This is a genomic window from Tsukamurella strandjordii, from assembly GCF_039525985.1.
Taxonomy (GTDB): domain Bacteria; phylum Actinomycetota; class Actinomycetes; order Mycobacteriales; family Mycobacteriaceae; genus Tsukamurella; species Tsukamurella strandjordii.
Genome location: NZ_BAAAII010000016.1, coordinates 69,707 through 95,684 on the forward strand (window position 1 = coordinate 69,707; position 25,978 = coordinate 95,684).

A 25,978-nucleotide genomic window follows, 5' to 3' on the forward strand; every position below is an offset into this window, starting at 1 on the left:
ATTTCGTGACCCCGGAGCGTGCACGGGGCCTCGTTGGTCTACGCTGCGTAGTACAAGGGGAACGTGCAGCCCCGGCCCTGAGTTCCCGCTGGGAAATCGCACGGCCGGAACGAGCCCCGCAGCACTGACCGTGTTTCAGCAGGAAGGCGCGACATTGGCACCCGGAAGTAACGCCCACGGTGGGCCCGCGTCCTGGCGTAAGCGCCTGGTCGTGGCCGCCGGACTGGTCGTCGGCATGTTCGCTATGTCGGGCTGTTCCGCCGACGAGGTGATGCGTTTCGGTTGGCCCGAGGGTGTCACCCCCGAGGCCCGTGAGATGACGAATCTGTGGAGCTGGTCCGTGGTGGCCGCTCTCGCGATGGGCGTGCTCGTGTGGGCCCTCACGTTCTGGACGATCACCTTCCACCGTAAGAAGGCCGACTCGCCCGACTTCCCGCGGCAGACCGCGTACAACGTTCCCCTGGAGCTGCTGTACACCGCCGTCCCGTTCCTCATCATCGCGGTGCTCTTCTACTTCACCGTGATCGTGCAGACCAAGGTCGAGAAGCTCGAGGACAACCCGGCCGTCACCGTCGACGTGACCGCGTTCCAGTGGAACTGGCGCTTCGCGTACCGGGAGATCACCGAGAACGGCAAGGACGGCGGCACGCCGATCAAGCTGGAGCGTCCCAACCCGTACGGCCAGCAGCCCGACCTCAAGAAGCTCAACGAGGAGGCCGCCAAGGAGAAGGCCGAGACCGGTGAGATCGAGCATCAGCCGGAGCGCGGCCCCAACCACGGCCGCTTCCAGGAGATCCGCGACTACCTGAAGTTCAGCACCGTCGAGGTGCAGGGCTCGTCCGCCGAGATCCCCGTCCTGGTCCTGCCCACCGGCGCGCGCATCGAGTTCGTGCTCGCCTCGGCCGACGTGGTGCACTCCTTCTACGTTCCGCAGTTCGCGTTCAAGCGCGACGTGATGCCGAACCCCAAGGAGAACCACTCGCAGAACCGGTTCCAGATCACCGAGATCGAGCGCGACGGCGACTTCGTCGGCCGCTGCGCCGAGATGTGCGGCGACTACCACTCGATGATGAACTTCGAGATCCGCGCCGTGTCGCCGGAGAAGTTCACGCAGTACATCAAGGCCCGCCAGGGCGGCAAGGACAACGCCTCCGCGCTGGAGTCGATCGGCGAGTCGCCGGTCTCCACCAGCACCGCGCCGTTCGATACCCGCCGCACCGGCCGTACCGCGTCGACGGTAGAAGGAGCGAACTGACCCATGAAGGTCGAAGCGAAACTCTTCGAGTGGCTCACCGTGTTCTTCTTCGCCGTGGGCATCCTCTACACCGTGGTCACCTACATCTGGGGCACCGGCCATGACGGCGGCGGCGTCGAGTGGGTCGGCACCACCGGCATGTTCCTCACCGGCGGCCTGACCCTGATCACCGGCACCTACTTCCGGTTCGTCGCCAACCGCGTCGACACCCGCCCGGAGGACTACGAGGACGCCGAGGTGTCCGACGGTGCCGGCGAGCTCGGCTTCTTCAGCCCCCACTCGTGGTGGCCGATCCTGCTGTCGGCGTCGGTGGCCGTCGTGGGCATCTCCGTCGCCCTCCAGCTGTACTGGCTGTGGGCCTTCGGCGGCTTCCTCGTGGTGGCCGCGGCCTGGGGCCTCGTCTTCGAGTACCACAAGGGTCCCGAGAAGCACTAAGAGCAGATCCATCGTCCGGCGCCCGCCCCGAGTTCATCGGGGCGGGCGCCGCTCGTTCGGCTGCGTTCACCTCGGCGTCGCCGGCCTCTGGTTGCATGCAAGCCATGACGTCGGCCAAGTCCTCGCTGTCCGTTCGCAAGCTCACGGATGACGAGTTGCGGGGCAGGGGCCGCACCGTGGCCACCCCACCGCCGCCGAAGCTCGACTTCGCGGCCACCGAGGCCGAGGCGTACGGCGGGGAGCCCTTCGACGGCGTCGGCCACGTGGGAGTGGTGGTGGCGCCTGAGCGCTCGTATCTCGCCGTCACCACCTCGGGCAGCCCCCGCACCTCGGAGGACTACCGCGTGGCCGCAGAGGCGCTGTACGCCGCCGCCTACGGCGTGAAGGTGCGCAACAAGGCCCTCGCCCGCCGCGGCACCCCGGGCGCCGATGATGCGGTGCGCAGCGACTTCAGCGTGCCGCCCCTGGAGCGGCTCCGCGGCGACACCACCGCCCACACCACCGACGATGCGCAGTGGACGCTGCTGCTGCGCCGGCCCGCCTGGATCGACGATGCCGAGGTGGGGGACGTGCTGGAGCAGCTGGAGGTGTCCAAGGGCCTCAAGCAGCTCAGCCGGGTGCGCTGCGTAGACCTCGCGACGGCCTCGTACCTGCAGACCCGGGTGGACGGCCGCTGGTCCGCCGCGCTGACACCCACTGCGAAGGCCTTCGACGTGCAGCTGCGCGAGCGTGGCCTCACCGCCGTCGACGACGCCTGGCACGAGATCTGCCTCGGCGAGCCCGGCGCTCCCGTAGGGCAGAGCAGCTACCTGCTGCGCCGTCGCCTGGCCTGAATCAACGCGTCGACCGCAGTGATACGACTGCGGTCCAGTGACACGACTGCGGTCCAGTGATACGACTGCGGCCCCTCCCCGGGGTAGGGGAGGGGCCGCAGTGGTCGTGCGGGTGACGCGGAGTTACTCGACGTCGAGCTTGCCGCCGTTGTCCTGAACCTTCTTCAGGGCCTCGAGCGCCTTCATCTCGTTCGCGTGATCGCGCTCGGCGTTGGCCTGCTGCTCGTCGGCCGGGTCGGGGCGCAGGAACGAACCCGTTCCCGGCTGGCCGGCGGCACCGAGCTGGTTGGCCTTGGTCGGCACGACCGCACCCTCGTAGGGGAGCGGAACCGCGTGGCCGTGATCGTCGACCGGTCCGAGCGGCTGGTGCAGCTCGATGAACTCACCGTTCGGGCGACGCACGATGATGCCGGTCTCGATGCCGTGCTCCAGCACCGCGCGGTCGGCACGCTGCAGACCGATGCAGAAGCGGTAGGTCAGCCAGTACGCGACCGGCGGCAGGATGACCAGGCCGATGCGGCCGATCCACGTCATCGCGTTCAGCGAGATGTGGAACTTGTACGCGATGACGTCGTTCACACAGGACAGCGTGAGCACGATGTAGAAGGACAGTGCCATGGCACCGATCGCGGTACGCACCGGCACGTCACGCGGACGCTGCAGGATGTTGTGATGCGCATCGTCGCCGGTGAACTTCTTCTCGATCCACGGGTAGGCGAACATGAGGCCGAAGATCACGCCGATGATCGCGGCCACGAAGGCGGCACCCGGAACCGTGTGGCCCCAGAAGTACAGCTCCCACGCGGGCCACAGACGGGCCATGCCGTCCGTCCACATCAGGTAGATATCGGGCTGCACACCCGCGGACACCTTGGCCGGATCGTACGGGCCGAGGTTCCACACCGGGTTGATCGTGAAGATGCCCGCCATCACGGCGATGATGCCGAAGGTGGCCGCGAAGTACGCGCCCGTCTTCACCGCGAACACGGGGAGGATACGCACACCCACCACGTTCTCCTCGGTGCGGCCGGGGCCGGCGAACTGCGTGTGCTTCTGGTACCAGACCAGCGCGAGGTGACCCGCGATGAGCGCCAGGATGATGCCGGGGAACAGCAGCACGTGCGCCACGTACAGGCGGCTGATGAAGATGTCGCCGGGGAAGTCACCGCCGAAGATCAGCCAGTGCATCCAGGTACCGATGATCGGCAGGCCGACCACGATGCCCGACATGGCGGCGCGAACGCCGGTGCCCGAGAGCAGATCGTCCGGGATCGAGTAGCCGAAGAAGCCCTCGAACATGGCGATGGCCAGCAGCGCGCAGCCGATCAGCCAGTTGGCCTCACGCGGGCGGCGGAAGGCGCCCGTGAAGAAGATGCGCGCCATGTGGATGATGATCGACGCCGCGAACATCAGGGCCGCCCAGTGGTGGATCTGGCGGACGAACAGGCCGCCGCGCACCTCGAACGAGATGTCCAGGGTGGTGGCGAAGGCGCGCGACATGGTCACGCCGTTGAGCGGCTCGTAGGCGCCGCTGTAGTGGACCTCCGCGAGCGACGGGTCGAAGAACAGGGTGAGGTACACGCCCGACAGCAGCAGGATCACGAAGCTGTACAGCGCGATCTCACCCAGCATGAACGACCAGTGCGTGGGGAAGACCTTGTTGATCTGGCGCCGGATACCGGCAGCCAGGTGGTATCGCGAATCGACCTCTTCGGCCTGCTGCGCGACACGATCTCCGATCGTCGTCATCAGTGCGTCGCCTCCCAGAAGGCCGGTCCGACCTGCTCGATGAAGTCGCCGTTGGCGACCATGTAACCCTGCTCATTGACCGAGATCGGCAGCTGTGCCAGCGCGCGGGCGGCGGGGCCGAAGACCGGCTTGCCGTACTCGAGCGCGTTGAACTGCGACTGGTGGCACGGGCAGAGGATGCGGTTGGTCTGCTGCTCGTACAGCGAGGTGGGGCAACCGAAGTGGCTGCACACCTTGGTGTAGGCCCAGTAATCGCCGTAGTTGAAGCTCTCCTGGCCCTTCCGCTTGATGGCGCGGGCGCCGTCGTCGGGGCGCAGGCGGATCAGCATGACGGGGTTACGGATGCCCTTGAGGCCGTGCAGCAGCTTCTTGCGCGACTCCTCGGTCTCGCCGAAGCCGTCCGAGACGCGCCACGGGAACACCGTCATCATGCCGCCGGCGTCCATGTCCTCCGGACGGACCAGCTTCACCTTGTACGGATCGCCGACGTCGTTGCGCAGGAACACGGTCTCGTCGTTCAGGTCGCTGCTGAAGTCGTTCTTGTACGAGTCCCAGTAGGGCGACCAGCCGGTGTGCCACAGCGGCGACGCGTCGCGCTTGGCCCACGGGTTCTTGATCAGGCCACCCAGGAAGCCCGCGGCGGCCGCGAGGCCCAGCACGCCCACGCCGAACCCGGCCGAGGCCAGGATCATCTTGCGGCGGGGGAGCGTGGAGGTGTCCAGCGCGTCCTTGAACAGGGCGCCGGTGGTCAGCTTGTCGACCTTGGCCGAGCCGCCGGCGTCGTGCCGCTGCTGGACCGCGATCTCCTCGGGGATGAACTTCTTCGTGAACAGCACGGCGCCCACGAAGACGGACAGCAGGGAGAGGCCGGCGGTCACGCCGAGCGCGGGGGTGTACAGCGTGTACCACCAGTAGCGCTCGTCATGGACGCCCTGGTACTCCCACGGCCAGAACAGGAAGACGCCCAGGAAGGCGAGGGCGAAGACTCCGGCGAGGAAGAACCACAGGGCGACGGTGCGCTCGGCGCGCTTCTCGGCGCGGGTGCCGGGCTCGGGCCAGCGGGGCTCGCGGTAGACCAGCTCGACACCGTCGAGGTTGGTACCGAGTTTCACCAGCTCGTCGTGCGAGAGGTTGTCCAGTTCGTCGTCCGACGGGACGTTGTTCAACGGCTTGGCGGTCAATTCCTGCTCCCAACCCACATCGCGGCGCCGACGACGGCGATCATCCCGGTGAACCACATCACCATGCCCTCGGAAGCGGTACCGAAACCGCCGAGGCCCGAACCGCCGGGGGACTGCGTCTCCTTGGCGTTCTTGATGAAGCCGATGATGTTCTTCTTCTCTTCCTGCGACAGCTGGCGGTCCGAGAACTTGGGCATGTTCTGCGGGCCGGTGAGCATCGCGGCGTAGATCTCCTGCTCGTTCGCCGGGTCGAGGACCGGGGCGAACTTACCGCCGGACAGGGCGCCGCCCCGGCCGGTGAAGTTGTGGCAGGACGCGCAGTTCAGGCGGAACAGCTCGGCGCCGGCGCCGAGGTTCGTACCGCGCAGCGACTCCATCGCCATGACGCGGTTGCCGTTCTCATCGCGCTTGATCGAGCCGTCCGGGTTGTACTCCCAGACGATCGACGGTCCGCCGCCGATGGACTGGATGTAGGCGCCCATGGCGTCGATCTGCTTGGTGTCGAACTTGGCCGGCTTGCGCACGATCTGGGCCGAGTTGACGGTGGCCGGCATGCGGCCCGAGTGCACCTGGAAGTACACGGCCGAGTCGCCCACACCCACGAGGGACGGACCGCGGTCCTTGACGCCCTCGAGCGCAGCGCCGTGGCAGCTGATGCACGAGGTCTTGTAGAGCTCCTTGCCCGCTTCGATCTGGGCCGCGTCGCCGCCCTCGGCGACCGCGACCTGCGGGGTGGGAGTGGCGACGGTGGCGATACCGCCGGCGGCCAGCAGGCCGCCGATCAGCAGCGCGGCACTGGCGAGCTTGCGGCGGAGCTTGCGCTGCTTGCGGGCCTTGCGCGCCTGCGCGACGGGGGCTTGCCCGGCACCGTCGGGCTCGCCTCCCTCGCGGGTTGGCTCAAAGTTGGCTGAACTCATCTGCTATCCCTCTGTGATGGCGACGTGAGAAGAAAGTCTTAGCGAATGATGTAGATGACGGCGAAGAGGCCGATCCACACCACGTCGACGAAGTGCCAGTAGTAGCTGACGACGATCGCCGAGGTCGCCTGGGCGGGCGTGAACTTGGAAGCGCGGCTGCGGGCCAGGATGAAGATGAACGCCACCAAGCCGCCCATCACGTGCAGGCCGTGGAAGCCCGTGGCCATGTAGAAGACCGAGCCGTACACCGACGAGCTGAGCGTGAGGCCCTCGCTGATCAGCGTCTTGTACTCGTTCAGCTGGCCGAGGATGAAGGCGAAGCCCATCAGGAACGACACGAAGTACCAGATGCGGAACTTGAAGACGTCACCGCGCTCGGCGGCGAAGACACCCAGCTGGCAGGTGACCGACGACAGGATCAGCACGATGGTCGGCGGGAGGGCCGCCATCAGGCTCACGTTGGTGTCGGCGGGCGGCCAGCCGTTCTCACCGGCGCCGGCTCGGGCCACGAAGTACATGGCGAAGAGCCCGGCGAAGAACATGAGCTCGCTCGACAGCCAGACGATGGTCCCGACGCTGACCATGTTGGGCCGGTTGAGTGAGTGCACGCGCTGGGTGATGGCTGTAGCTGAGGTGGGTGCGGCGCTAGTCACCTCGCAAGTATGACCGGTCGTAGTATCGAATGCCTACCCGGGTCGCAGATTGGGCGCGTCGAATATCGCGGGCAGGCCGGAGGCCTTCCGCACCCCGCAACGAAGTGCCACGTCAGCGCCGTGAACGCCGCGAGATGGAGCACCGATGCCCTACGACCTGAACGGCCGACCGGAGCATCAACCACGCCTGCGGCGCCTCTTGCGCCGTCCCACTGAAGAGATAACGCCCGACGACCCCGGTTTGGTTCCCGTGGCCGGATCGGCCGACGACACCGTGGCCTCGTCGGCTGTTCTGGACGCCGCCGAGGCCTTCGATCCGCAGGCCCAGAGCGTGCTGCGCCACCTCCTCGAACTGCCCGCCGGACAGGTCGACGAGGTGCTGCGGCTCGTGGGCCAGGACAACTACGTGCGGGTGCCCGATTCCGGGGTGCTCGGCCACGGTCCGGGGTGCGAGCTGGTCGCGGTGGCGCGGGTGCAGAAAGTGGACGCGCTGCACGTCTCGCAGGAGCGGTCGCGGATGGCGGGCGTGTGCGCCCGGCACGGCGGGCAGGCGCTCCACTGGCAGGTGCTCCAGATACCGGCTTGATCGAGCCGATTACGCTGATCGGCATGGATTGGCCGACGGTTCTCACCGAGCTCACCTCCCACCGCGATCTCAGCGCGGAGCAGGCGCGGTGGGCGATGTCCGAGATCATGAGCGACGGTGCCACCCCGTCGCAGATCTCCGCCTTCGGCGTCGCGATCAAGATGAAGGGCCCGTCGCCCGTCGAGGTGCGGGCGCTGGCCGACGTGATGCTCTCGCTCACCACCCCCGTGCCCTTCGCGGGGCGCGCCGTGGACGTGGTGGGCACCGGCGGCGACCGCAGCCACTCGGTGAACATCTCGACGATGACCTCCATCGTGGTGGCCGCGGCCGGTGTGCCCGTGCTCAAGCACGGCAATCGCGCCGCGTCGTCGAAGTCGGGCGGGGCCGACTGCCTGGAGGCGCTGGGCGTGGCGATCGCGCTCGACGCCGACGGGGTGGCGCGCACCGTCTCCGAGCTCGGCATCGGCTTCTGCCTCGCCTCGGTCTTCCACTCCGGCCTGCGGTTCGCCGGCGCCACCCGCAAGGAGATCGGGATTCCCACGGTGTTCAACGTGCTGGGCCCGCTCACCAACCCGGGACGTCCCTCGTCGGGCCTGATCGGCTGCGCCTTCGCCGATCTCGCGCCCGTGGTGGCCCAGGCCTTCGCCGACCGCGGCGGCGAGGACCACGTGATCGTGGTGCGCGGCGACGACGGCCTCGACGAGCTGACCACCACGTCGACCTCCACGGTGTGGCGGGTCCAGGAGGGCGGGGTGGGCGTCGAGTCCGTGGACCCCACCGCACTCGGTCTGCCGCGGGTGACCCTGGACGAGCTGCGCGGCGGCGATGCCACGGTGAACGCCGCGATCGCGCGGGACTTCCTGGGCGGCAAGACCGGCCCGGTGCGCGATGCGGTGCTGCTCAACGCCGCCGGCGCGGTGGCCGCCTACGAGGGGCTCGTCGCGGGGGAGACGGTGCAGGACTCGATCGCGAGCCATCTGCCGCGGGTCGCCGAGGCCGTCGACTCCGGTGCTGCGGCCGAGCTGCTGGACAAGTGGGTGGCCCTCTCGCAGGAGATCGCGCGGGCATGACCGCGGGTCTGGACCGCATGCGGGCGGACGCTGCGGCGCGCGGCCTCGCGGTCACGGTGCGGGCCCGGCCCGCCGCCCGCTCGCTCGACGAGGCCGCCGCCCTCATGGAACTGCCGCCGTCCCGGCTGGTGAAGTCGCTCGTGGTGCGTCGCGGCGAGGGCGACTACCTGTTCGCGCTGGTCCCCGGCGACCGTTCGATCGCCTGGCCGAAGCTGCGCGCCGTGGTCGGGGTGAACCGGCTCGCCATGCCGCCCGCCGATGAGGCGCTGGCCGCCACGGGCTACGAGCGCGGCACGATCACCCCCGTCGGTGCCACCGGGGGAGTGGCCGGTGTTCGTCGACGAGCGGATCGTGGGCCCGACGGTGGCGCTCGGCGCGGGGGAGCACGGCTACAGCGCGCTCCTCGATCCCGCAGATCTGGTGGCCGCCTACGGCGCCACGGTGGCCGACATCTCCGACTGACACCGCCCCGGATCGGCTCGGCCGCGGTGAGCACAACGAGCAGAAGTGGAAACTATGAACACAAGGCCCGATCGCCCGTGAGCCGCGTGCGGCGTCCCTAGACTCCGCTGCGTGACCGCCCGCAAAGTATCGCCGCAGATCGCCCGCTCCTGGCTGCTCGTTCCCGCCTCCCACCCCGAGTCCTTCGCCGTCGCGCAGGCCAGCGAGGCCGACGCCGTGATCATCGACCTCGAGGACGCGGTCGCCGCGAACGACAAGGAACAGGCTCGGGCGGACACTGTGGAATGGCTGAGCACCGGCCACCGCGCGTGGGTGCGCATCAACGATGCGGCGAGCGAGTACTGGAGCGCCGATTGCGCCGCGCTCAAGCAGTGCGCCGGGCTCGAGGGCGTGATGCTCGCGAAGTCCGAGGGATCGAGCCATCTCGACGACACCGCGGACCGGCTGCCCGACGGTACGCCGATCCTCGCGCTGGTCGAGACGGCCCGCGGGATGCAGAACGTCGCGCGGATCGCCGCCGCGCCGTCGACCTTCCGAATCGCCTTCGGCACCGGCGATTTCAAGCGCGACACCGCCGTCGGCGAGGACCCGATCGCACTCGCGTACGCGCGGTCGCAACTGGTCATCGCCTCGCGTGCGGCGCGCCTGCCTGCGCCGATCGACGGTCCGACCCTCAACATCGCGCACCTGCCCACGGGGACCGCCCTGGCGAAGGAGATGGGCATGTCGGGGAAGCTGTGCCTCACGCCGGAGCACGCCGGTGTCATCAACAGCGGCCTCAGCCCGAGCGAGTCGGAGATCGCCTGGGCACACGGCTTCATCGCCGCCTTCGAGAAATCCGGCGGCAAGATCACCGACGGCTCCGACCTGCCGCGCCTGGCCCGCGCGCAGAAGATCGTTCAGCAGGCCCAGGACTTCGGGATCGAGGTCGACGCCGCCGAGGTCAGCCACAGCGGCTACTGACGGTCAGTTCCCGATGTCGAAGCCCGCGTCCACATCGGAATTGGCGTACTCGCGGAAGGCGATGTGCGTGGACGTGCTCACCACACCGTCGATCCGGTTGATCTTCTCGGTGACCACCTCCGCGATCTGATCGTGCTCGCGCACACGGACCTTCGCGATCAGGTCGATATCGCCCGCGCACGAGTACACCTCGGACACACCGTCGATGTTCGCCACCGCCTGCGCGGTCTCGGGGATGCGATGCACGTTCGCGTTGATGAGGACGATCGCGGTGATCACTGCGGCTGCCTTTCGTCGCCGGGGCTCACGCGGCGTGCGTGGTCCCCTCACTGTATTGCCTGCCCCGCCGCTGCGGTTCCGATGCCGCCGCCCGGGCGTCGCGCCCGGCGGTACCGGCCCGGTCGGCCCACTCGCGCCACCGGCCGGCGCCGTGCAGCGGCTCGCCCCAGGTGCCCTGCACATCCACCACGCGGGTGCCCGGGCGCAGGGCCCACCGGCGTAGCAGTGCCGCCTCCTCGGGGCTGGCGCCGTGCAGGGCATCCGCGGGGAAGAGGGTCTCGGGCACGAACAGTCCCGGCGGGCCCTCCGGTTCGGCCGGCGCCTCGTAGACGGTCTCGGCGCCGGCGCGCAGCCGGTCGAAGACCGGCATCGGCGGCACCCCGCGCGGCGCGACCCCCGCGGCCGCGAGCCGCCCGTGTCGCACGATCGACAGTTCCCAGCCGCCGCTGCCGTCCGGGTGCGCCACCGACAGTTCGGGGACCTCGGCGAAGGCGGCGAGGGCGTGCGAGCGCACGGTGAGGTCCACGAGCTGCGCGGTCCGGTCCCGCAACCGCGCCGCCGATTCGAAGAACTCGCGCTCGGCCAGCGACGCCAGGCGGGACTCCAGGGCGTCGAAGACCTCGGACGATCGCCCGGTGAGCATCGCCGCCGCGCGCTCGGCCCGCGGACGGTACGCCGTGGCCGGCTCCGGTTGCGCCGCCGAGGCGTGGCAGCCGCCGAGGGGACGCGCACCGTCCGGCCCGAGCGCGCACGCGTGGACGCCGCCCGGCCGCAGCCGAGTGGTGCAGGTGCGCAGGCCGCACGCCTCCGCGATGAGATCGGCCAGATCGGCCGCATCGCCCCGCGCGCGGACGGGGCCGAGGCACGCCGATCCGGCCGGCGCGGAGCGCTTGACCGCCAGCCGCGGGAAGGGCTCGGTGGTGAGGCAGATCCACCATCCCCGCTTCGGGTACTTCGAGCGCCGGTTGTACGGCGGAGTGTGGGCCGCGATCAGCCGTAGCTCGCGCGCCGCGGCCTCCAGCGCGTGCGCGCACTCGACATGGTCGACCCGCTCCGCGAGCCCCACCATCTCCTTGATCCGGCCTCGGGTCTCACCCGAGGTGAAGTAGCTGCGCACCCGCCGCCGCAGGTTCCCCGACGTGCCCACGTAGAGCACCTCGTCTCCGGGACCGCGGAACAGGTAGACGCCGGGCCGTTCCGGGAGCGGATCCGCCAGGCCGCGTTTGGCACGCTGCTGCGGCGTGACCGAGGGGAGGTGGCCGCGCAGTTCGCCGAGCGTGCGGATGCCGAGGTTCCCCACACGGCCGATGAGCCCGTGCAGCACGTCGACGGTGGCGCGGGCATCGTCGAGCGCGCGGTGCGTGGGCGTGGTTTCGGCGCGGAACAGCCGGGCCATCTCACTGAGCTTGACCGACGGTGCCTCGTCCCGCGTGAGCACGCGGCGGGCCAGCTGCACGGTGCACAGCGTCTGCGGTGTCGGCCACGGTGTGCCGGTGGCCGCGGCGGCCGCCTTGAGGAAGCCGATGTCGAACCGCGCGTTGTGGGCCACCAGCACGGCGCCGTGGGCGAACTCCAGGAAGGACGGCAGCACGGAGGCGATCGTGGGGGCATCGGTGATCATCGCCGTGGTGATGCCGGTGAGGTGCGTGATGTGCGGCGGGATCCCGCGGCCGGGGTCGACGAGGGTGGCGAACTCACCGAGTACCTCCCCGCCGCGCACCTTCACCGCCCCGATCTCGGTGATCGCGTCGCCGCCCTTCGCCGAACCGCCCGTGGTCTCCAGGTCGACCACCACGAAGGTCACGTCCCGGAGATCGGGATCGGTGGCCGCGGAATCGCAGTCGTCGAGGGTCAGCTGCATGCGGTGAACGTAGGACGGGGCACCGACAGGTTTCGGCCGCCGTCCCGCCCGGGCCCCCGTCCGCGGAAACTTGTCGGTGCCCCGACCTACCTTCCGGATCGACGAGAAGAACCCGATCACGAAGGGACGCCGCCATGGCGCTGCACATCGACTGCTCCACCTGCCCCGCCAAACCGCGCGCCTGCGGCGACTGCTCGGTGGGTTTCCTGCTCGGCCCGGTCGTCTCGGTCGCCCCCGAAGCCGCGCCGGCGCCTGAGGCGGGGCTCGAGGTCACGCCCGAGCCCGACCTGAATGTCGCGATCGCGCATTTCGCCGATGCGGGCATGCTGCCGCACCTGCGCGTGGTCTCCGACCAGGGCAAACGAGCCGGCTAGGTGGTGCGACACTGGAGTGTCGCGTGTCACATCGGCGCGTCCGGCTAGACAGCTGCGTTTCCGTTTCGTAATCTTTCCGAGACCTTAGGAGGACTCCGAGACGATTCCGTCTCGTCTCCGGAGGTCACCGCCTAAGGGGCCGCAAGGCCCCGCCGGGGACCCACACGCAGTATCTGGGGTGAATCGCCGGAGGTGCGCCGCTCTCGTGCGACGCACACCGCGTAGGGCATCTTCCTCGCCCGAACCCGTCAGCTAACTCGGTCGGCGGTCGGGAAGAAACATAGGAGAGACCCCTTCGTGGCGAAACATCGTCTTCAGCCGCAGCCCAGCAAGGGTGCCACCGCCGCGCGCGGTGCACTCGCCGCGGGCGCCGTGACCATCGGCACCCTCGCCGCACCCGCCGCCACCGCTTTCGCCGCTCCGGCACCCGCGCCCGTCGCCCCCGGCGCGCCCGCACCGGCCCCCGCCGTCAAGGCCAAGCCCGCCGTGGCGCCCAAGGCCAAGCCCGCGCCGAAGCCCGCCGCTCAGGTCGCCCCCGGCGCGCCGGGCGTTGCCAGCACGCACAACATCGCCGCCCGCCCGGGCGTCGTGGCCGGTGTCGAGACCGCGCCGAAGCCGGGCGTCACCACCGTCGCGGGCGTGCAGCCCGGCGCCGCCAAGGCCAAGGTCGTGCAGGCCGCGCTGTCGCGCACCGGCCTGCCCTACTCCTACGGCTCGGCCGGCCCCAACTCCTTCGACTGCTCCGGCCTCGTCTACTGGTCGATGAAGCAGGCCGGAATGAGCGTGCCTCGTGACAGCTACGGCCAGCTCGGCGGCGGTCGACCGGTGCCGGTCGCGGACCTGCAGCCCGGTGACGTCGTGATCTACAACGGCGGCAGCCACGCCGCGCTGTACATCGGCTCCGGTAAAGTGGTGCATTCGGTGAACTACGGCACCCCGGTCAAGGTCAGCCCGCTCAACGAGATGTCGGTATACGCTGTCCGTCGCTACTGACGTATTCTGGGCGCTGTTGCAACCGCAACTGCTCGCCGCGTGACCTGCGGCATCCCTGGAAGGATCCTCTCGCTCGTGCCCTCGATTCCGCCCGCCCTCCGCGCCCCGTCCCGGCGCGGCGTCGCCGTGTCGTCGGCGCTGCTCCTGCTGCTCGGTGCCGCCGTCGGTGGTGGCGCGGGTGCCGATCCCACCGATGCGGATGCGGCGCTCAAGCAGTACGAGAAGCTGTCCGAGCAGGCGTCCGGCACCAACGAGGCCGCCAAGGGCGCGCAGGAGGATGTCGAGAGGGCCACCGCGGCCAAGCGCGCAGCGGATTCCACGCTCGTCGCGGCCAAGCGCGAGGTGGCCGCCGTGCAGGCCCGCCGCGATTCGCTGCAGCCCACGGTCGATTCCATCGTGCGCGCCAATTACAAGGGCGCCCGCACCAACCGCACCTTCGCGCTCCTGGTCAGCGATTCGCCGCAGACGATGCTCGACCAGATGTCCACGCTGGACTTCATCAACCGCGACGTGCTGAACACGATCGACGGCTTCAAGAAGGCCAAGGCCGCGGCCGTGTCCGCGGAGCAGCGCGCCGCCGATGCCTCGAAGTCCGCGGATACCGCGAAGACCGACGCCGAGCGCAAGCGCGACGATCTGAACAAGAAGAAGGCGCAGCTGGCGTCCGAGATCGCCCGGATCAAGGCCCTCTACGACCGGCTCACCGGCGCCCAGCGCGGTGCCCTGATCGGCCCCAACGTTCCCGTCGACCCGGGCAAGCTGCCGCCCGGCGGCGCGTCCGAGGCCGTCGCGGTGCGGGCCGCGCTCACCCGCGTGGGCATGCCCTACGCGTGGGGCGGTTCGGGCCCCGGCCAGTTCGACTGCTCCGGCCTGATGCTCTGGGCGTACAAGCAGGCCGGCAAGTCGCTCCCGCGGACCTCGCAGGCGCAGCTCGCGGGCGGACAGCCCGTCTCGCGGTCGAGCCTGCAGCCGGGCGACATCATCGTGTACTACCCGGGTGCCACCCACGTCGGCATGTACATCGGCGATGGGAAAGTGGTGCACGCCTCCACCTTCGGCGTTCCCGTTCAGGTGGTGCCCATCGACAAGGCCGGCCCGTTCAACTCGGCGGTGCGTTTCTAGAACACGCCGGGCGCGCGGGTTCGTCCGCGCGGTACCGTGAGGCATGCCTCGCCTCCTGATGAACCCGCTCACCACCGACTACGCGCACTTCGATCCCGAGACGCGCCGGCTCCTGCTCGCGACCGTCGAATTCTTCGAGTCGTACGGCAAGGAGCGGCTGCTGCAGGCCGATCTCGACGCGGAGTGGGTCTCGGACTTCCTGGAGTTCGAGAAGCGGGAGAAGCTGTTCGCCACCTTCCTCACCCCCGCGGCGTACGCGGACGGCGATCCGAACCGTCGCTGGGACGGCGCGCGCAACGCCGCCCTGAGCGAGATCTTCGGCTTCTACGGCCTGTCCTACTGGTACGCCGAGCAGGTCACCATCCTCGGCCTCGGCCCGATCTGGATGAGCGACAACGAGGGCGCGAAACGCGCAGCGGCGCAGCAGCTCACCGACGGCGGGGTGATGGCCTTCGGGCTCTCGGAGCGCGCGCACGGCGCTGATGTCTACGACACCGACATGATCCTCACGCCCACCGCCGACGGCGGCTTCACCGCATCCGGCACCAAGTACTACATCGGCAACGGCAACGTGGCCGGGATGGTCTCGGTGTTCGGGCGCCGCGCCGATATGGAGGGCCCGGAGGCCTACGTCTTCTTCACCGTCGACAGCCAGCACCCGAACTACCGGCTCATCGACAACGTGGTGCACGCCCAGATGTACGTCTCCACCTTCGAGCTGGTCGATTACCCGGTGACCGCCGCCGATGTGCTGCACACCGGACCCGAGGCCTTCGCCGCGGCGCTCAACACCGTCAACATCGGCAAGTTCAACCTCTGCCACGGGTCGATCGGCATCTGCGAGCACGCCTTCTACGAGGCGATCACCCACTCCAACAACCGGATCCTGTACGGCCACCCGGTCACCGATTTCAGCCACGTGCGCGGCAACTTCGTCGACGCCTACGCGCGCCTGGTGGCCATGAAGCTGTTCAGCGACCGCGCCGTGGACTACTTCCGCAGCGCCAGCCTCGACGATCGCCGCTACCTGCTGTTCAACCCGGTCACCAAGTCGAAGGTCACGGCCGAGGGCGAGAAGGTGGTCACGCTGCTGCTCGACGTGATCGCCGCCAAGGGATACGAGAAGACCACCTACTTCCACCAGGCGAACCGGTTCATCGGCTGGCTGCCCCGGCTCGAGGGCACCGTGCACGTGAACGTGGCCCAGATCCTCAAGTTCATGCCGAACTACCTCCTGAACCCCGCCGAGTACCCGGAGATCGGCACCCGGCGCGATGCCACCGACGACGCCTTCTTCTTCGCGCAGGGGCCGCTCGGCGGCGCGGGCAAGGTGCGCTTCGCCGACTGGACCAAGCCCTACGAGGCCCGCCTCGACATCCCCAACGTGGCGACCTTCTACGAGCAGGCCCAGGCGCTGCGCACCTTCCTGCAGACCGCGGCGCCCGATGCCGAGCAGAGCAAGGACCTCGACTTCGTCCTCGACATCGGCCACCTGTTCTCGCTGGTGGTGTACGGACAGCTGGTGTTGGAGCAGGCCGCGCTCACCGGCCTCGACGCCGATGTCCTCAGCCGCATCTTCGACGTGCTGATCCGCGACTTCTCGGGCTACGCCGTCGGCCTGTACGGCAAGGCCTCGGCCACCGCCGCGCAGCAGGAGTGGGCGCTGGGCGCCGTGCGCCGCCCCGCCGTGGATCCGGAGTCCTTCGACCGGGTGTGGCAGCAGGTGGCGTCGTACGACGGTGCCTACGCCATGCGGCCCTGATCCGACCCGCACGTGGGGGCGTGCCCCGGTCCGGGGCACGCCGCCAGTACGGTTGAGGCATGCCGCGCACGCTGCTGGTCACCAACGACTTCCCGCCCCGCCCCGGCGGCATCCAGACGTATCTGCAGGCCTTCGTCTCGCAGCTGCCCGCCGACGAGCTGGTGGTGTACGCCTCGCGGTGGCGCGGCAGCGAGGAGTACGACGCGGCGCAGGACTTCGAGGTGGTGCGCCACCCCACGTCGCTGCTGATCCCCAGCCCCGATGCGCTCAGTCGCGCGCGGGAGCTGGTGCGCGCCCACGACATCGAGACGGTGTGGTTCGGCGCCGCAGCCCCACTCGCGCTGCTCGCGGCGCCGCTGGAAGCGGCCGGGGCGCAGCGCACCGTCGCGTCCACGCACGGTCACGAGGTGGGCTGGTCGATGCTGCCGCCCTCGCGGGCGTGCCTGCGCCGCATCGGCGACACCACCGACGTGATCACCTACGTCAGCAAGTACACCCGCGGCCGGTTCGCCTCGGCGTTCGGTCCGCAGGCCGCGCTGGAGCACCTCCCGCCCGGCGTCGACACCGAGGTCTTCAAGCCCGACGATGCCGCCCGCTCGGAACTGCGCCGCCGGTACGGCCTGGCCGACGACGAGCCTGTGGTGCTGTGCCTGTCGCGGCTGGTGCCGCGCAAGGGGCAGGACATGCTGATTCGGGCCCTGCCGAAGATCCGGGCCCGGGTGCCCGGAGCGAAGCTGGTGATCGTGGGTGGTGGGCCGTACGCGGAGACCCTGCACAAGCTCGCCGCCGGCAGCGGTGTCGAGGACGCGGTGATCTTCACCGGCGGTGTCGCCGCCGATGAGCTCGCGGGGCATCACAACCTCGGTGACGTCTTCGCGATGCCCTGCCGCACCCGCGGCGCCGGGCTCGACGTGGAGGGCCTCGGCATCGTCTTCCTCGAGGCGTCGGCGACCGGGAAGCCGGTCGTGGCAGGCGATTCCGGGGGTGCGCCGGAGACGGTGTGGGAGGGCGAGTCCGGTCATGTGGTGCCGGGACGCGATGTGGACGCGATCGCCGATGCCGTGGCCGGGCTGCTCGCCGATCCCGATCGTGCCGCCGCCATGGGGGCCCGTGGCCGCGAGCTGGTGGGCGAGCACTTCAACTGGCGCCGCCTCGGCCACCGCCTGCAGACCCTGCTCAGCCCGTACTGACCGCGAACGAAGGAGTGCCCCAACGGAATCCGGTGGGGCACTCCTCGTACCAGCTACCTACTTCGCGTAGATCTCGGCGATGTCGTCGGCGTACTTCTGGGCGACCACGTTGCGCTTGACCTTCATGGTCGGCGTCATCTCACCGGTCTCCTCGGAGAAGTCCTCGGGCAGGATGCGCACCTTCTTGATGGCCTCGGCCTTGGACACGGTCTCGTTGGCCACGGCGACGGCCCTGTTGATCTCCGCCACCAGATCGGGGTCGGTGCGCAGGTCGGCGACGGTGGCCGACTCCGGCTTGCCGTTCGCGGTCTTCCACTGCGGGAAGGCCTCCGGGTCGATCGTGATCAGCGCCGCGATGAAGGGCTGCGCATCACCGATCACCATGGCCTGCGAGATCAGCGGGTTGCCGCGCAGCGCGTCCTCGAGGCCGGCGGGCGAGACGTTCTTGCCGCCCGCGGTCACGATGAGTTCCTTCTTGCGGCCCGTGATCGAGAGGAAACCGTCCTCGTCGATGGAGCCCAGATCGCCCGTGTGGAACCAGCCGTCCTCGAGCGCGGCCTTCGTCGCCTCGTCGTTCTGCCAGTACCCGCGGAAGACCACCGAGCCCTGCAGCAGGATCTCGCCGTCCTCGGCGATCTTGGCGGCCTGACCCGCGAGCGGACGCCCGACGGTGCCGATCTTCTGTGCGCCTTCGACGTTCACGGTGATCGCGGCGGTCGATTCGGTGAGACCGTAGCCCTCCATCACGGTGACGCCGACGCCGCGGAAGAAGTGGCCCAGGCGCGCACCGAGCGGGGCGCCGCCGGAGATCGCGACCTTGCAGTTCCCGCCGAGGGCGGCCTTGAGCTTGCCGTAGACCAGCTTGTCGAAGACGGCGTGCTTGACCTTGAGCACCAGCCCGGGGCCGCCGTTGTCGAGCGACTCGCTGTACTCGATCGCGGTCTGCGCGGCGGCGTCGAAGATCTTGCCCTTGCCGCCGTCCACGGCGCTCTGCTGCGCGGAGGCGTAGACCTTCTCGAAGACACGCGGCACCGACAGGATCAGCGTGGGCTTGAAGATGGCGAACTGCGGCACCAGGTTCTTGGTGTCGTTGAAGTGGCCCACCAGTGCTCCGCCCTTGAAGCAGGCGATGTTCACGGCACGCGCGAGCACGTGCGCGAGCGGCAGGAACATCACGTTCGAACCGCCGCGGATGGCGTCGCCGAAGGGGGAGGTGAGGATCGCCTCGGCCTCGCTCATGAGGTTCGAGTGCGTCAGCTCGCAGCCCTTGGGCCGACCGGTGGTGCCCGAGGTGTAGATCAGCGTGGCCAGGTCGGCGGCCTTCACGCCGGCGCGGCCCGCGTGCACCTGATCCTCGGTGACTTCGGCCCCCTCGGCGGTGAGCGCCGCGACGGCTCCCTGCTCGCCCTCGGGCGCGTCGATCTGCAGGACCCGCTTCACGTTGTGCAGCTTGCCGTTGAGCTCGGCCACCTCGGCGGCCTGCTTCGGGCCCTCGATCACCATGAGTACCGCATCGGAATCCTGCAGGATCCAGTCGATCTGGCCCGAGCTGCTGGTCTCGTACACGGGAACCGTCACGGCGCCCACCGCCCAGATGGCGAAGTCGATCAGCGGCCACTCGTAGCGGGTGGAGGAGACGAGTGCGACGCGGTCGCCCGGCCGCACGCCCTGCGCGATGAGTCCCTTGGCCACACCCAGGATCTCCTCGGCGTACTGCTTCGAGGTGACGGGCACCCAGTCCTGCCCCACCAGGCGCTTGATCCGCACGCTCTGCGGATCGGTGCGGGCCACGTCGAAGACGACGTCCACCGTGGACGCATCCGGGTCGATGGTGAAGTTGGCGGGGACAGATATCTCGCGCACGAATCCTCCGGGTCGCAAACGGTGGGTATGTGGTGAACCTTACACCGGTGGAAAACGGCGACGGAGGGCCCTCGCACCGCCGTGACCGTCGGTGAACGAGGGGCTTCGCACGATTAAGCGGACCCGGCACCGTCCGCCCGGACGCCGGATGTGTGAAGCTTGTGTGGTGAGCACCATCCAAGTGGCCGACGTCGCCTTCATCGCCGCACATCCGAGCGCCGTGGCAGCCGCGATGGCGGGGTCGCAGCGGTGGCGCGGCTGGTTCCCGGATCTGCGACTGACGCTCACCGAGGACCGGGGCGCGCTGGGCCTGCGCTGGCAGGTGGCCGGCCCCGTGGTGGGCACCTCGGAGATCTGGATCGAGCCGCACCTGGACGGCAGCCTCGTGCACTACTTCCTGCACGCCGAGCCGGCCGCGCCGATGACGCCGGAGCAGATCGTCGCCGAGGTGGCCGCCCGCCGCGTCCGCGGGCACGAGGTGATGTTCGACCTGAAGTTCACCGCCGAGGACGGCCGCGTCCTGGGTGGCCCCGCGGTGCCGGAGGTGAGCGGTGTCTGACGCCGACCGGACCCGCGAGTCCATCGTCATCGATGCGCCGCCCGAGCCGATCATGGCGGCGATCTCGGCCTTCGACCGCTACCCCGAATGGGTCTCGGCCGCACGGGAGGTCACGGTTCTCGAGACCACCGCCGACGGTAAGCCCAAGCGCGTCAAGTTCGCACTGGAGGAGGGATTCCTCCGGGACACCTACGAGCTCGAGTACACCTGGGCGCCCGGCGGCCGGTCGGTGGAGTGGGATCTCGCGGCCAGCACCCTGCAGCGCACCCAGCACGGACGGTACGACCTGACGCCCACCGCGGACGGCGGCACCACGGTCACCTACACGCTCGAGGTGACGCTGCAGATCCCGATGCTGGGAATGCTGCGGCGCAAGGCCGAGAAGGCCATCACCGATACCGCGCTCAAGGAGCTCAAGCGTCACGTCGAGGGCGACCGGGCGGCCGGTTCCTGATGTCCGGGGACGCCGCCCGCGTACTGCTGGTGGCCGGCGCCGGGGGGACGGGAAGGACCACGCTGGCGACGGCGTTGGCGGCACGCGCCGCACAGTCGGGCCGCACCCTCCTGGTCACGCTGGGGCGCGTGGTCGATCCGCTCGTGGCGGACGGCTCCGGCGCCTTCGATCACGTGCACCTCAACCCCGTCGAACTGCTCGGGCAGTGGTGGGAGACGTTGTCGTCCACGGTGCGGGCCGGACGCAGCGGCGAGGACGAGGCCCCGTCGGGATTCGACCCGTTCGTGCTGGAGGCGCCCGAGCTCACCGGCCTCGCGGATGCGGAGCACCTGCTGACGCTGCGGGCGATCCGGGGCCACGCGCAGTCCGGGGAGTACCGCACCGTGGTGGTCGACGGTCCCGCGTTCGACGCGATGGTCTCGCTGCTCACGGCACCGTCGTCGATGGCCGCGCACCTGGAGCGCGTATGGCCGCGCCACGTGCGGCTCTCCGGCCCGACGGGGCGGGCCACCGGCTCGCTCGCGGGGCTGCTGCTGGTGGAACCGCTCGCGGGCCTCGCCGAGCAGCTCGCGGCGTTCGTGGGCGATCGGTCGCGCCTGGAACTCGTCTACGCGCTCACCGGAGACGGTGGCCGGCCCGCGCGGGCGCGCCAGGAGATCGCCGCCCTGGAGGTGCTGGGCCTGCGTCCGGCCGCGCTGGTGCTCAACCGGCTGCTGGAGGTGGATGACCGCTTCGCACTGGACCTTCCGCATCCGGCCGTGCAGTTGGTGGCCGCCGCGGTGGCATCCCAGGACGATGCGCGTGAGGCCGCCGCCGACCTCGGCGAGGCGATCGCGCGGCCGGTTCTGGAGGTCACCGAGGCGGAGGTCCCCGTCCGGGATGCGGCGGACGCCGCCGCGCTCGACTGGGACGCCGCGCGCATCCTGTCCGGGCCCGCCGGTCCGCCCGCCCCCGTGCCCGAGGTCCGCCGGAGCGGCGGCGAGGGCCTGGACGTCCGGTACGAATGGGCGCTGGAGATGCCCCTGGTCGACCCCGCGACGATCGGCCTCGGGCGGGTCGAGGAGGACCTCCTCGTCGATGCGCAGGGTGTGCGGCGGCGAATGCGGCTACCGTCTGTGTTGCGCCGTTGCGTCGTTGCAGGCGCTACCTACACGGAAGGGGAGTTGCGCGTGACCTTCGCCCCCGATCCGGAGGTGTGGCCTCGTGCCTGATGAGACCTCCGGCGCCGGCCCGGACTTCTCCTCGTTCTCGTCCGAGGAATTCGCAGCGGCCGCCACGCGCCTGTTCGAGACCGCGCGGCCGTGGCTCTCGGCCGCGCTCGCCGAGCACGCGGCGCACCCCGAGGGCGAGCCCGGCGGCTGCCGTCTGTGCGCCCTGGGCGGTGCGGTTGCCCGGAACGTGGAGCCCTTCGCCGAGGAGGCCGCGCGCTCGCTGGGCGCCTTCGCCGACGAGGTGCTCGCCGACCTGATGAAGCTCGCGGAGGAACTGATGGGCAGCGCCCGGACCACCGCGGCGGCCGTCGCGGCCGACTACCTGGCCACGGTGCGCGGCGACGCGCCCGCCGCCCCGCCCGACGGCCCGGTCACCCCGGCCGACGGTCCGGTCGCGGCACCGTCGCCCTCGTCCCAGCACACCGGTTACGAACGGATCGACGTGCAGTTGCCCGGCGAACCGCCCACGCCCGCATCCCCGAACGGTGAGGACGAATGACGCAGACCATCGGCATCGACATCGGGGGGACGTCGGTGCGGGCCGGCGTGGTCACGGAGGACGGCACCGTGGTCGACACGGCGCGGGCGCAGACCCCGCGCAGCGCCCGCGCGCTCGAGGAGTGCCTGGACCGGCTGGTGCAGGAGTTGTGCGTGGAGCACGAGGTGGGCGCGGTGGGTCTCGCTGTGGCGGGCTTCCTCGACCCCGCCCGGCAGAAGGTCTCCTTCGCGCCCCACCTGCCGTGGCGCAACGCGGCCGTCCCGGCGGAGATGACCGAGCGGATCGGCATGCCCGTGGTGATGGAGCACGACGCGAACTCGGCGGCCTGGGCGGAGTACGTCTTCGGCCCGGCGCGGCGCAGCACGGTGACCTGCGTGGTGGCGCTGGGGACCGGCATCGGGTGCGGGCTGCTGATCGACGGGCAGCTCTACCGGGGCGCCTTCGGTGTGGCCCCGGAGCTCGGTCACCTGCAGGTGGTGCCGGACGGAAGGCCCTGCGACTGCGGCAAATCCGGTTGCTGGGAGCGCTACTGCAGCGGCACGGCGCTGGTGGAGACCGCGATCGACCTGATGGGGCCGCAGGGCTCGCAGAGCGTGCTCATGGCGCGGGAGCTGGCCGACGATCCGGGATCCCTCACCGGGCGCAAGGTGGCCGCGGCGGCCGAGGCGGGCGATCCCGTGGCCCAGGAGGCGGTGGCCGACCTCGCGAAGTGGCTCGGCGTGGGCCTGGCGATGGTGAGTGATGTCTTCGATCCCGACCTGATCATCGTCTCGGGCGGCGTCGGCGCCTCCTCGCGGCTGTTCCTCGACGATGCGCGGGATCACTACTCCGCGCTCCTCACCGGCGCCAAGTACCGGCGCAAGGCCCGGATCCGGGCCACCGAGCTGGGGGAGCGCGCCGGCATGCTCGGCGCCGCGGCGCTCGCCCGCGACGCGTTGTCGCCGCTGGTGGAGCGCTGATTCGCGCGTCTGCAAATCCGACGTTCCCCGGGTTGGGGTGCGCGAACACCGGTAGAGTGGGCGAGAACACGATCGACCGCGAACGGGAGCTGCGCGACATGTGGTGGATGGTCTTCAAATGGGTCCTCATCGGACCACTGCTGCGTCTGTTCGGGCGCCCCCGCGTGGTGGGCCTGGAGAACCTGCCGAAGGACGGCGCGGCGATTCTCGCGAGCAATCATCTGGCGGTGATGGATTCGTTCTTCCTGCCGCTCATGGTGCCGCGCAAGATCAAGTTCCTGGCCAAGAGCGAGTACTTCACGGGCAAGGGTCTCAAGGGCGCGTTCAAGAAGTGGTTCTTCTCGTCCGTCGGCAGCATTCCGATCGTCCGCGGCAGCGCCAGCGCGGCGCAGGACGCCCTCGATGCGGGCGTCGGCGCCCTGGAGCAGGGCCACCTCCTGGGGCTGTACCCGGAGGGCACGCGCAGTCCCGACGGCCGCCTGTACAAGGGCAAGACGGGCATGGCCCGCATGGCGTTGGAGACCGGGGTGCCGATCATCCCCGTCGCGATGGTCGACACCGAGAAGTTCAACCCGCCCGGCACCACGCTGCCGCGCCCCACCAGGGTGCAGATCCGCATCGGGAAGCCGCTCGACTTCTCCCGGTTCGAGGGGATGGCGGGTAATCGCTTCATCGAGCGCGCCGTGACCGACGAGGTGATGTACGAGCTGATGAAGCTCTCCGGCCAGGCCTACGTGGACGTGTACGCCCAGGACGTCAAAGACGGTGTCGTGGTGCCGGGCGAGGAGCGCGTGGCCGGCGCCGCGTAGCGTCCACCCTCATGCGCTTCTTCTACGATTCGGAATTCATCGAGGACGGAAAGACCATCGAGCTGGTCTCGATCGGCATCGTCGGTGAAGACGGCCGGGAGTTCTACGCGTGTTCCACCGAGTTCGATCCCGAGTCGGCGGGCCCCTGGGTGCGGGCGAACGTCCTGCCCAAGCTGCCGCCGCCCGCCAGCAAGTCCTGGGGCTCGCGCGCCGCGATCCGTGACGGGGTCTTCGACTTCCTGTCCGCGGCGCCGGGCGACATCGAGCTGTGGGCCTGGGTGGCCGCGTACGACCACGTGGCGCTGTGCCAGCTCTGGGGCCCGATGACGGCGCTGCCGCGGTCGATGCCGCGGTTCACCCGCGAACTCAAGCAGCTGTGGGACGAGCGCGGCCGGCCCTCCCTGCCCCCGGCACCGGCCGATGCCCACGATGCGCTCGCGGACGCCCGCCACAACCTGGCGAAGTACCGGGCGATCATGGGCGGATGAGCGGCGCGTAATCTTTCTCACGTGGCTGTGAACTGGACCGTCGACGTCCCCATCGATACCCTCCCCAAGCTCCCGGCGCTTCCGGGTGACCTGCGTGAGCGCCTCGACGATGCGCTGGCCAAGCCGGCGCTGCAGCAGCCGAGCTGGCCGCGCGAGCAGGCCGACGCGATGCGCACCGTGCTCGAATCGGTGCCGCCGATCTGCGTGGCACCGGAGATCCAGTCGCTGCAGGACCAGCTGGCCGAGGTCGCCCTGGGGCGCGCCTTCCTGCTGCAGGGCGGCGATTGCGCCGAGACCTTCGTCGACAACACCGAGCCGCACATCTCGGCGAACATCCGCACCCTGCTGCAGATGGCCGTCGCGCTGACCTACGGCGCCTCGATGCCCGTGGTGAAGGTGGCCCGGATCGCCGGCCAGTACGCCAAGCCGCGTTCCTCGGACACCGATTCGCTGGGCCTGAAGAGCTACCGCGGCGACATGGTCAACGGCTTCCCGCCGGAGGAGGCCGTCCGCAAGCACGACCCCTCGCGCCTGATCCGCGCGTACGCGAACGCCTCGGCCGCGATGAACCTGGTGCGCGCCACCACCAACTCCGGCATGGCCGATCTGCACAAGGTGCACGAGTGGAACCGCGAGTTCGTCGCGAATTCGCCCGCCGGTGCCCGGTACGAGGCGCTCGCCGCCGAGATCGACGGCGGCCTGCGGTTCATGGCCGCCTGCGGCGTGGAGGACCGGAACCTCAAGACCGCCACCATCTTCAGCAGCCACGAGGCGCTGGTGCTCGACTACGAGCGCGGTCTGCTGCGCCTGGCCGACAACCCGGAGGACCCCGAGGCCCAGCAGGTGCTCTACGACCTGTCGGCGCACTTCCTGTGGATCGGCGAGCGCACCCGCCAGTTGGACGGCGCGCACATCGCCTTCATGGAGCTGATCAACAACCCGATCGGCGTCAAGATCGGCCCCACCACCACGCCCGAGCAGGCCGTGGAGTACGTCGAGCGGCTCGACCCGCACAACAAGCCCGGCCGCCTCACGCTGATCTCGCGGATGGGCAACGGCAACGTGCGCACCGCCCTGCCCCCGATCGTCGAGGCCGTGGAGGCCACCGGCCACAAGGTGATCTGGCAGTGCGATCCGATGCACGGCAACACCCACGAGTCGTCCACCGGGTACAAGACCCGCCACTTCGATCGCATCGTCGACGAGGTGCAGGGCTTCTTCGAGGTGCACCGGGCCATCGGCTCGCACCCGGGTGGCGTGCACGTGGAGCTGACCGGCGAGAACGTGACCGAGTGCCTCGGCGGCGCGCAGGACATCTCCGACGCCGATCTCGCCGGCCGCTACGAGACCGCGTGCGACCCGCGCCTGAACACGCAGCAGAGCCTGGAGCTGGCCTTCCTGGTCGCGGAGATGCTCCGCGGATAGCCCGCGCGCCCGCACCCGCGGGTAAT

The 25,978-nt window shown here is 69.9% G+C and carries 27 protein-coding genes and 1 riboswitch; of the genes, 20 read left to right on the forward strand and 7 right to left on the reverse strand.

The features are described from left to right. Nucleotides 1-154 precede the first annotated feature (154 nt). The 3 genes from ctaC (at nucleotide 155) to ABD108_RS21220 (ending at nucleotide 2,523) form a co-directional block, all read left to right on the forward strand. Nucleotides 155-1,255 (forward strand): aa3-type cytochrome oxidase subunit II, encoded by a 1,101-nt coding sequence (ctaC, locus tag ABD108_RS21210; RefSeq protein ID WP_220655844.1) that lies wholly within the window; start codon nucleotides 155-157, stop codon nucleotides 1,253-1,255. A gap of 3 nt (nucleotides 1,256-1,258) precedes the next feature. Continuing rightward, nucleotides 1,259-1,690, forward strand: a complete 432-nt coding sequence (locus ABD108_RS21215; RefSeq protein ID WP_220655843.1) for a cytochrome c oxidase subunit 4 — start codon at nucleotides 1,259-1,261, stop codon at nucleotides 1,688-1,690. Nucleotides 1,691-1,794: 104 nt separating this feature from the next. Further along, a complete protein-coding gene (locus ABD108_RS21220) occupies nucleotides 1,795-2,523 on the forward strand; it encodes a hypothetical protein (RefSeq protein ID WP_343931322.1) in 729 nt (242 codons plus the stop codon). 123 nt (nucleotides 2,524-2,646) lie between these two features. Here ABD108_RS21220 and qcrB read toward each other — a convergent pair whose 3' ends face one another. The 4 genes from qcrB to ctaE are packed head-to-tail and all read right to left on the reverse strand — an operon-like array spanning nucleotide 2,647 to nucleotide 7,023. Next, the gene (gene qcrB, locus ABD108_RS21225) at nucleotides 2,647-4,272 is read right to left on the reverse strand and encodes a cytochrome bc1 complex cytochrome b subunit (protein ID WP_220655841.1); all 1,626 of its coding nucleotides are present in this window, start codon (nucleotides 4,270-4,272) and stop codon (nucleotides 2,647-2,649) included. Further along, the gene (gene qcrA, locus ABD108_RS21230; RefSeq protein WP_255585458.1) at nucleotides 4,272-5,453 is read right to left on the reverse strand and encodes a cytochrome bc1 complex Rieske iron-sulfur subunit; all 1,182 of its coding nucleotides are present in this window, start codon (nucleotides 5,451-5,453) and stop codon (nucleotides 4,272-4,274) included. The genes qcrB and qcrA overlap by 1 nt, the downstream gene beginning before the upstream one ends. Next, complete coding sequence (gene qcrC, locus ABD108_RS21235) at nucleotides 5,450-6,370, reverse strand: cytochrome bc1 complex diheme cytochrome c subunit (protein ID WP_220655839.1); 921 nt, start codon at nucleotides 6,368-6,370, stop codon at nucleotides 5,450-5,452. The genes qcrA and qcrC overlap by 4 nt, the downstream gene beginning before the upstream one ends. A gap of 38 nt (nucleotides 6,371-6,408) precedes the next feature. Beyond that, the gene (gene ctaE / locus ABD108_RS21240) at nucleotides 6,409-7,023 is read right to left on the reverse strand and encodes an aa3-type cytochrome oxidase subunit III (protein WP_220655838.1); all 615 of its coding nucleotides are present in this window, start codon (nucleotides 7,021-7,023) and stop codon (nucleotides 6,409-6,411) included. 145 nt (nucleotides 7,024-7,168) lie between these two features. Here ctaE and ABD108_RS21245 point away from each other — a divergent pair, with 145 nt between their 5' ends. The 4 genes from ABD108_RS21245 to ABD108_RS21260 are packed head-to-tail and all read left to right on the forward strand — an operon-like array spanning nucleotide 7,169 to nucleotide 10,104. Continuing rightward, nucleotides 7,169-7,609 (forward strand): hypothetical protein, encoded by a 441-nt coding sequence (locus ABD108_RS21245; protein ID WP_220655837.1) that lies wholly within the window; start codon nucleotides 7,169-7,171, stop codon nucleotides 7,607-7,609. A gap of 23 nt (nucleotides 7,610-7,632) precedes the next feature. Beyond that, complete coding sequence (gene trpD / locus ABD108_RS21250; protein ID WP_220655836.1) at nucleotides 7,633-8,679, forward strand: anthranilate phosphoribosyltransferase; 1,047 nt, start codon at nucleotides 7,633-7,635, stop codon at nucleotides 8,677-8,679. Beyond that, the gene (locus tag ABD108_RS21255) at nucleotides 8,676-9,242 is read left to right on the forward strand and encodes an aminoacyl-tRNA deacylase (protein ID WP_343931323.1); all 567 of its coding nucleotides are present in this window, start codon (nucleotides 8,676-8,678) and stop codon (nucleotides 9,240-9,242) included. The genes trpD and ABD108_RS21255 overlap by 4 nt, the downstream gene beginning before the upstream one ends. 10 nt (nucleotides 9,243-9,252) lie before the next feature. Then, nucleotides 9,253-10,104 carry an HpcH/HpaI aldolase/citrate lyase family protein gene (locus tag ABD108_RS21260; protein ID WP_220655834.1) on the forward strand — a complete coding sequence of 284 codons (852 nt, stop codon included), beginning with the start codon at nucleotides 9,253-9,255 and terminating at the stop codon, nucleotides 10,102-10,104. A gap of 3 nt (nucleotides 10,105-10,107) precedes the next feature. Here the strand turns inward: ABD108_RS21260 and ABD108_RS21265 are convergent, their stop codons facing one another. Together ABD108_RS21265 and ABD108_RS21270 are read right to left on the reverse strand one after the other, a co-directional pair. Then, nucleotides 10,108-10,383, reverse strand: a complete 276-nt coding sequence (locus ABD108_RS21265; RefSeq protein ID WP_220655833.1) for an Lrp/AsnC family transcriptional regulator — start codon at nucleotides 10,381-10,383, stop codon at nucleotides 10,108-10,110. Nucleotides 10,384-10,408: 25 nt separating this feature from the next. Further along, the gene (locus ABD108_RS21270; RefSeq protein ID WP_220655832.1) at nucleotides 10,409-12,244 is read right to left on the reverse strand and encodes a DEDD exonuclease domain-containing protein; all 1,836 of its coding nucleotides are present in this window, start codon (nucleotides 12,242-12,244) and stop codon (nucleotides 10,409-10,411) included. Between the two features lie 134 nt (nucleotides 12,245-12,378). Here ABD108_RS21270 and ABD108_RS21275 point away from each other — a divergent pair, with 134 nt between their 5' ends. The 5 genes from ABD108_RS21275 (at nucleotide 12,379) to ABD108_RS21295 (ending at nucleotide 17,685) form a co-directional block, all read left to right on the forward strand. Next, nucleotides 12,379-12,618 carry a hypothetical protein gene (locus ABD108_RS21275; RefSeq protein WP_220655831.1) on the forward strand — a complete coding sequence of 80 codons (240 nt, stop codon included), beginning with the start codon at nucleotides 12,379-12,381 and terminating at the stop codon, nucleotides 12,616-12,618. Nucleotides 12,619-12,736: 118 nt separating this feature from the next. Next, a riboswitch (cyclic di-AMP (ydaO/yuaA leader) is annotated at nucleotides 12,737-12,900 on the forward strand. 15 nt (nucleotides 12,901-12,915) lie between these two features. Beyond that, a complete protein-coding gene (locus ABD108_RS21280; RefSeq protein WP_305112117.1) occupies nucleotides 12,916-13,611 on the forward strand; it encodes a C40 family peptidase in 696 nt (231 codons plus the stop codon). 75 nt (nucleotides 13,612-13,686) lie between these two features. Then, entirely contained in the window at nucleotides 13,687-14,733 is a 1,047-nt protein-coding gene (locus ABD108_RS21285) for an NlpC/P60 family protein (RefSeq protein WP_343931324.1), read from the forward strand. A 43-nt stretch (nucleotides 14,734-14,776) separates the two neighbouring features. Beyond that, the gene (locus tag ABD108_RS21290) at nucleotides 14,777-16,495 is read left to right on the forward strand and encodes an acyl-CoA dehydrogenase family protein (RefSeq protein WP_343931325.1); all 1,719 of its coding nucleotides are present in this window, start codon (nucleotides 14,777-14,779) and stop codon (nucleotides 16,493-16,495) included. A gap of 59 nt (nucleotides 16,496-16,554) precedes the next feature. Then, nucleotides 16,555-17,685: a glycosyltransferase family 4 protein gene (locus ABD108_RS21295; protein WP_220655827.1), complete on the forward strand. Its 1,131-nt coding sequence runs from the start codon at nucleotides 16,555-16,557 to the stop codon at nucleotides 17,683-17,685. 57 nt (nucleotides 17,686-17,742) lie between these two features. Here the strand turns inward: ABD108_RS21295 and ABD108_RS21300 are convergent, their stop codons facing one another. Next, nucleotides 17,743-19,548 (reverse strand): AMP-dependent synthetase/ligase, encoded by a 1,806-nt coding sequence (locus tag ABD108_RS21300; protein ID WP_343931326.1) that lies wholly within the window; start codon nucleotides 19,546-19,548, stop codon nucleotides 17,743-17,745. A 148-nt stretch (nucleotides 19,549-19,696) separates the two neighbouring features. On the opposite strand from ABD108_RS21300, the gene ABD108_RS21305 reads away from it, so the two are divergent. The 8 genes from ABD108_RS21305 (at nucleotide 19,697) to ABD108_RS21340 (ending at nucleotide 25,952) form a co-directional block, all read left to right on the forward strand. Next, on the forward strand, nucleotides 19,697-20,107 hold the full coding sequence (locus tag ABD108_RS21305) for a hypothetical protein (RefSeq protein ID WP_220655825.1): 411 nt from the start codon (nucleotides 19,697-19,699) through the stop codon (nucleotides 20,105-20,107). Next, nucleotides 20,100-20,561 carry an SRPBCC family protein gene (locus ABD108_RS21310; RefSeq protein ID WP_343931327.1) on the forward strand — a complete coding sequence of 154 codons (462 nt, stop codon included), beginning with the start codon at nucleotides 20,100-20,102 and terminating at the stop codon, nucleotides 20,559-20,561. Before ABD108_RS21305 ends, ABD108_RS21310 begins: the two co-directional genes overlap by 8 nt. Next, the gene (locus tag ABD108_RS21315) at nucleotides 20,561-21,772 is read left to right on the forward strand and encodes an ArsA family ATPase (protein WP_343931328.1); all 1,212 of its coding nucleotides are present in this window, start codon (nucleotides 20,561-20,563) and stop codon (nucleotides 21,770-21,772) included. The genes ABD108_RS21310 and ABD108_RS21315 overlap by 1 nt, the downstream gene beginning before the upstream one ends. Then, nucleotides 21,765-22,271, forward strand: a complete 507-nt coding sequence (locus tag ABD108_RS21320) for a hypothetical protein (protein WP_305112110.1) — start codon at nucleotides 21,765-21,767, stop codon at nucleotides 22,269-22,271. The genes ABD108_RS21315 and ABD108_RS21320 overlap by 8 nt, the downstream gene beginning before the upstream one ends. Further along, the gene (locus ABD108_RS21325; RefSeq protein ID WP_343931329.1) at nucleotides 22,268-23,230 is read left to right on the forward strand and encodes an ROK family protein; all 963 of its coding nucleotides are present in this window, start codon (nucleotides 22,268-22,270) and stop codon (nucleotides 23,228-23,230) included. Before ABD108_RS21320 ends, ABD108_RS21325 begins: the two co-directional genes overlap by 4 nt. Nucleotides 23,231-23,328: 98 nt before the next feature. Next, complete coding sequence (locus ABD108_RS21330; protein WP_220658403.1) at nucleotides 23,329-24,039, forward strand: lysophospholipid acyltransferase family protein; 711 nt, start codon at nucleotides 23,329-23,331, stop codon at nucleotides 24,037-24,039. Nucleotides 24,040-24,050: 11 nt separating this feature from the next. Continuing rightward, the gene (locus ABD108_RS21335; protein ID WP_343931330.1) at nucleotides 24,051-24,527 is read left to right on the forward strand and encodes a polyadenylate-specific 3'-exoribonuclease AS; all 477 of its coding nucleotides are present in this window, start codon (nucleotides 24,051-24,053) and stop codon (nucleotides 24,525-24,527) included. A gap of 27 nt (nucleotides 24,528-24,554) precedes the next feature. Next, nucleotides 24,555-25,952: a class II 3-deoxy-7-phosphoheptulonate synthase gene (locus ABD108_RS21340; protein ID WP_220658402.1), complete on the forward strand. Its 1,398-nt coding sequence runs from the start codon at nucleotides 24,555-24,557 to the stop codon at nucleotides 25,950-25,952. Nucleotides 25,953-25,978: the final 26 nt, after the last annotated feature.

What these genes read in the sequence shown, in the direction of transcription:
- qcrC (WP_220655839.1), bottom strand. Translation starts at nt 6,370, where the DNA reads ATGAGTTCAGCCAACTTTGAGCCAACCCGCGAGGGAGGCGAGCCCGAC.
- ABD108_RS21245 (WP_220655837.1), top strand. Translation starts at nt 7,169, where the DNA reads ATGCCCTACGACCTGAACGGCCGACCGGAGCATCAACCACGCCTGCGG.
- trpD (WP_220655836.1), top strand. Translation starts at nt 7,633, where the DNA reads ATGGATTGGCCGACGGTTCTCACCGAGCTCACCTCCCACCGCGATCTC.
- ABD108_RS21270 (WP_220655832.1), bottom strand. Translation starts at nt 12,244, where the DNA reads ATGCAGCTGACCCTCGACGACTGCGATTCCGCGGCCACCGATCCCGAT.
- qcrB (WP_220655841.1), bottom strand. Translation starts at nt 4,272, where the DNA reads ATGACGACGATCGGAGATCGTGTCGCGCAGCAGGCCGAAGAGGTCGAT.
- ABD108_RS21255 (WP_343931323.1), top strand. Translation starts at nt 8,676, where the DNA reads ATGACCGCGGGTCTGGACCGCATGCGGGCGGACGCTGCGGCGCGCGGC.
- ABD108_RS21335 (WP_343931330.1), top strand. Translation starts at nt 24,051, where the DNA reads ATGCGCTTCTTCTACGATTCGGAATTCATCGAGGACGGAAAGACCATC.
- ABD108_RS21290 (WP_343931325.1), top strand. Translation starts at nt 14,777, where the DNA reads ATGCCTCGCCTCCTGATGAACCCGCTCACCACCGACTACGCGCACTTC.
- ABD108_RS21275 (WP_220655831.1), top strand. Translation starts at nt 12,379, where the DNA reads ATGGCGCTGCACATCGACTGCTCCACCTGCCCCGCCAAACCGCGCGCC.
- ABD108_RS21305 (WP_220655825.1), top strand. Translation starts at nt 19,697, where the DNA reads ATGTGTGAAGCTTGTGTGGTGAGCACCATCCAAGTGGCCGACGTCGCC.
- ABD108_RS21325 (WP_343931329.1), top strand. Translation starts at nt 22,268, where the DNA reads ATGACGCAGACCATCGGCATCGACATCGGGGGGACGTCGGTGCGGGCC.
- ABD108_RS21220 (WP_343931322.1), top strand. Translation starts at nt 1,795, where the DNA reads ATGACGTCGGCCAAGTCCTCGCTGTCCGTTCGCAAGCTCACGGATGAC.
- ABD108_RS21315 (WP_343931328.1), top strand. Translation starts at nt 20,561, where the DNA reads ATGTCCGGGGACGCCGCCCGCGTACTGCTGGTGGCCGGCGCCGGGGGG.
- ABD108_RS21295 (WP_220655827.1), top strand. Translation starts at nt 16,555, where the DNA reads ATGCCGCGCACGCTGCTGGTCACCAACGACTTCCCGCCCCGCCCCGGC.
- ABD108_RS21330 (WP_220658403.1), top strand. Translation starts at nt 23,329, where the DNA reads ATGTGGTGGATGGTCTTCAAATGGGTCCTCATCGGACCACTGCTGCGT.
- ABD108_RS21215 (WP_220655843.1), top strand. Translation starts at nt 1,259, where the DNA reads ATGAAGGTCGAAGCGAAACTCTTCGAGTGGCTCACCGTGTTCTTCTTC.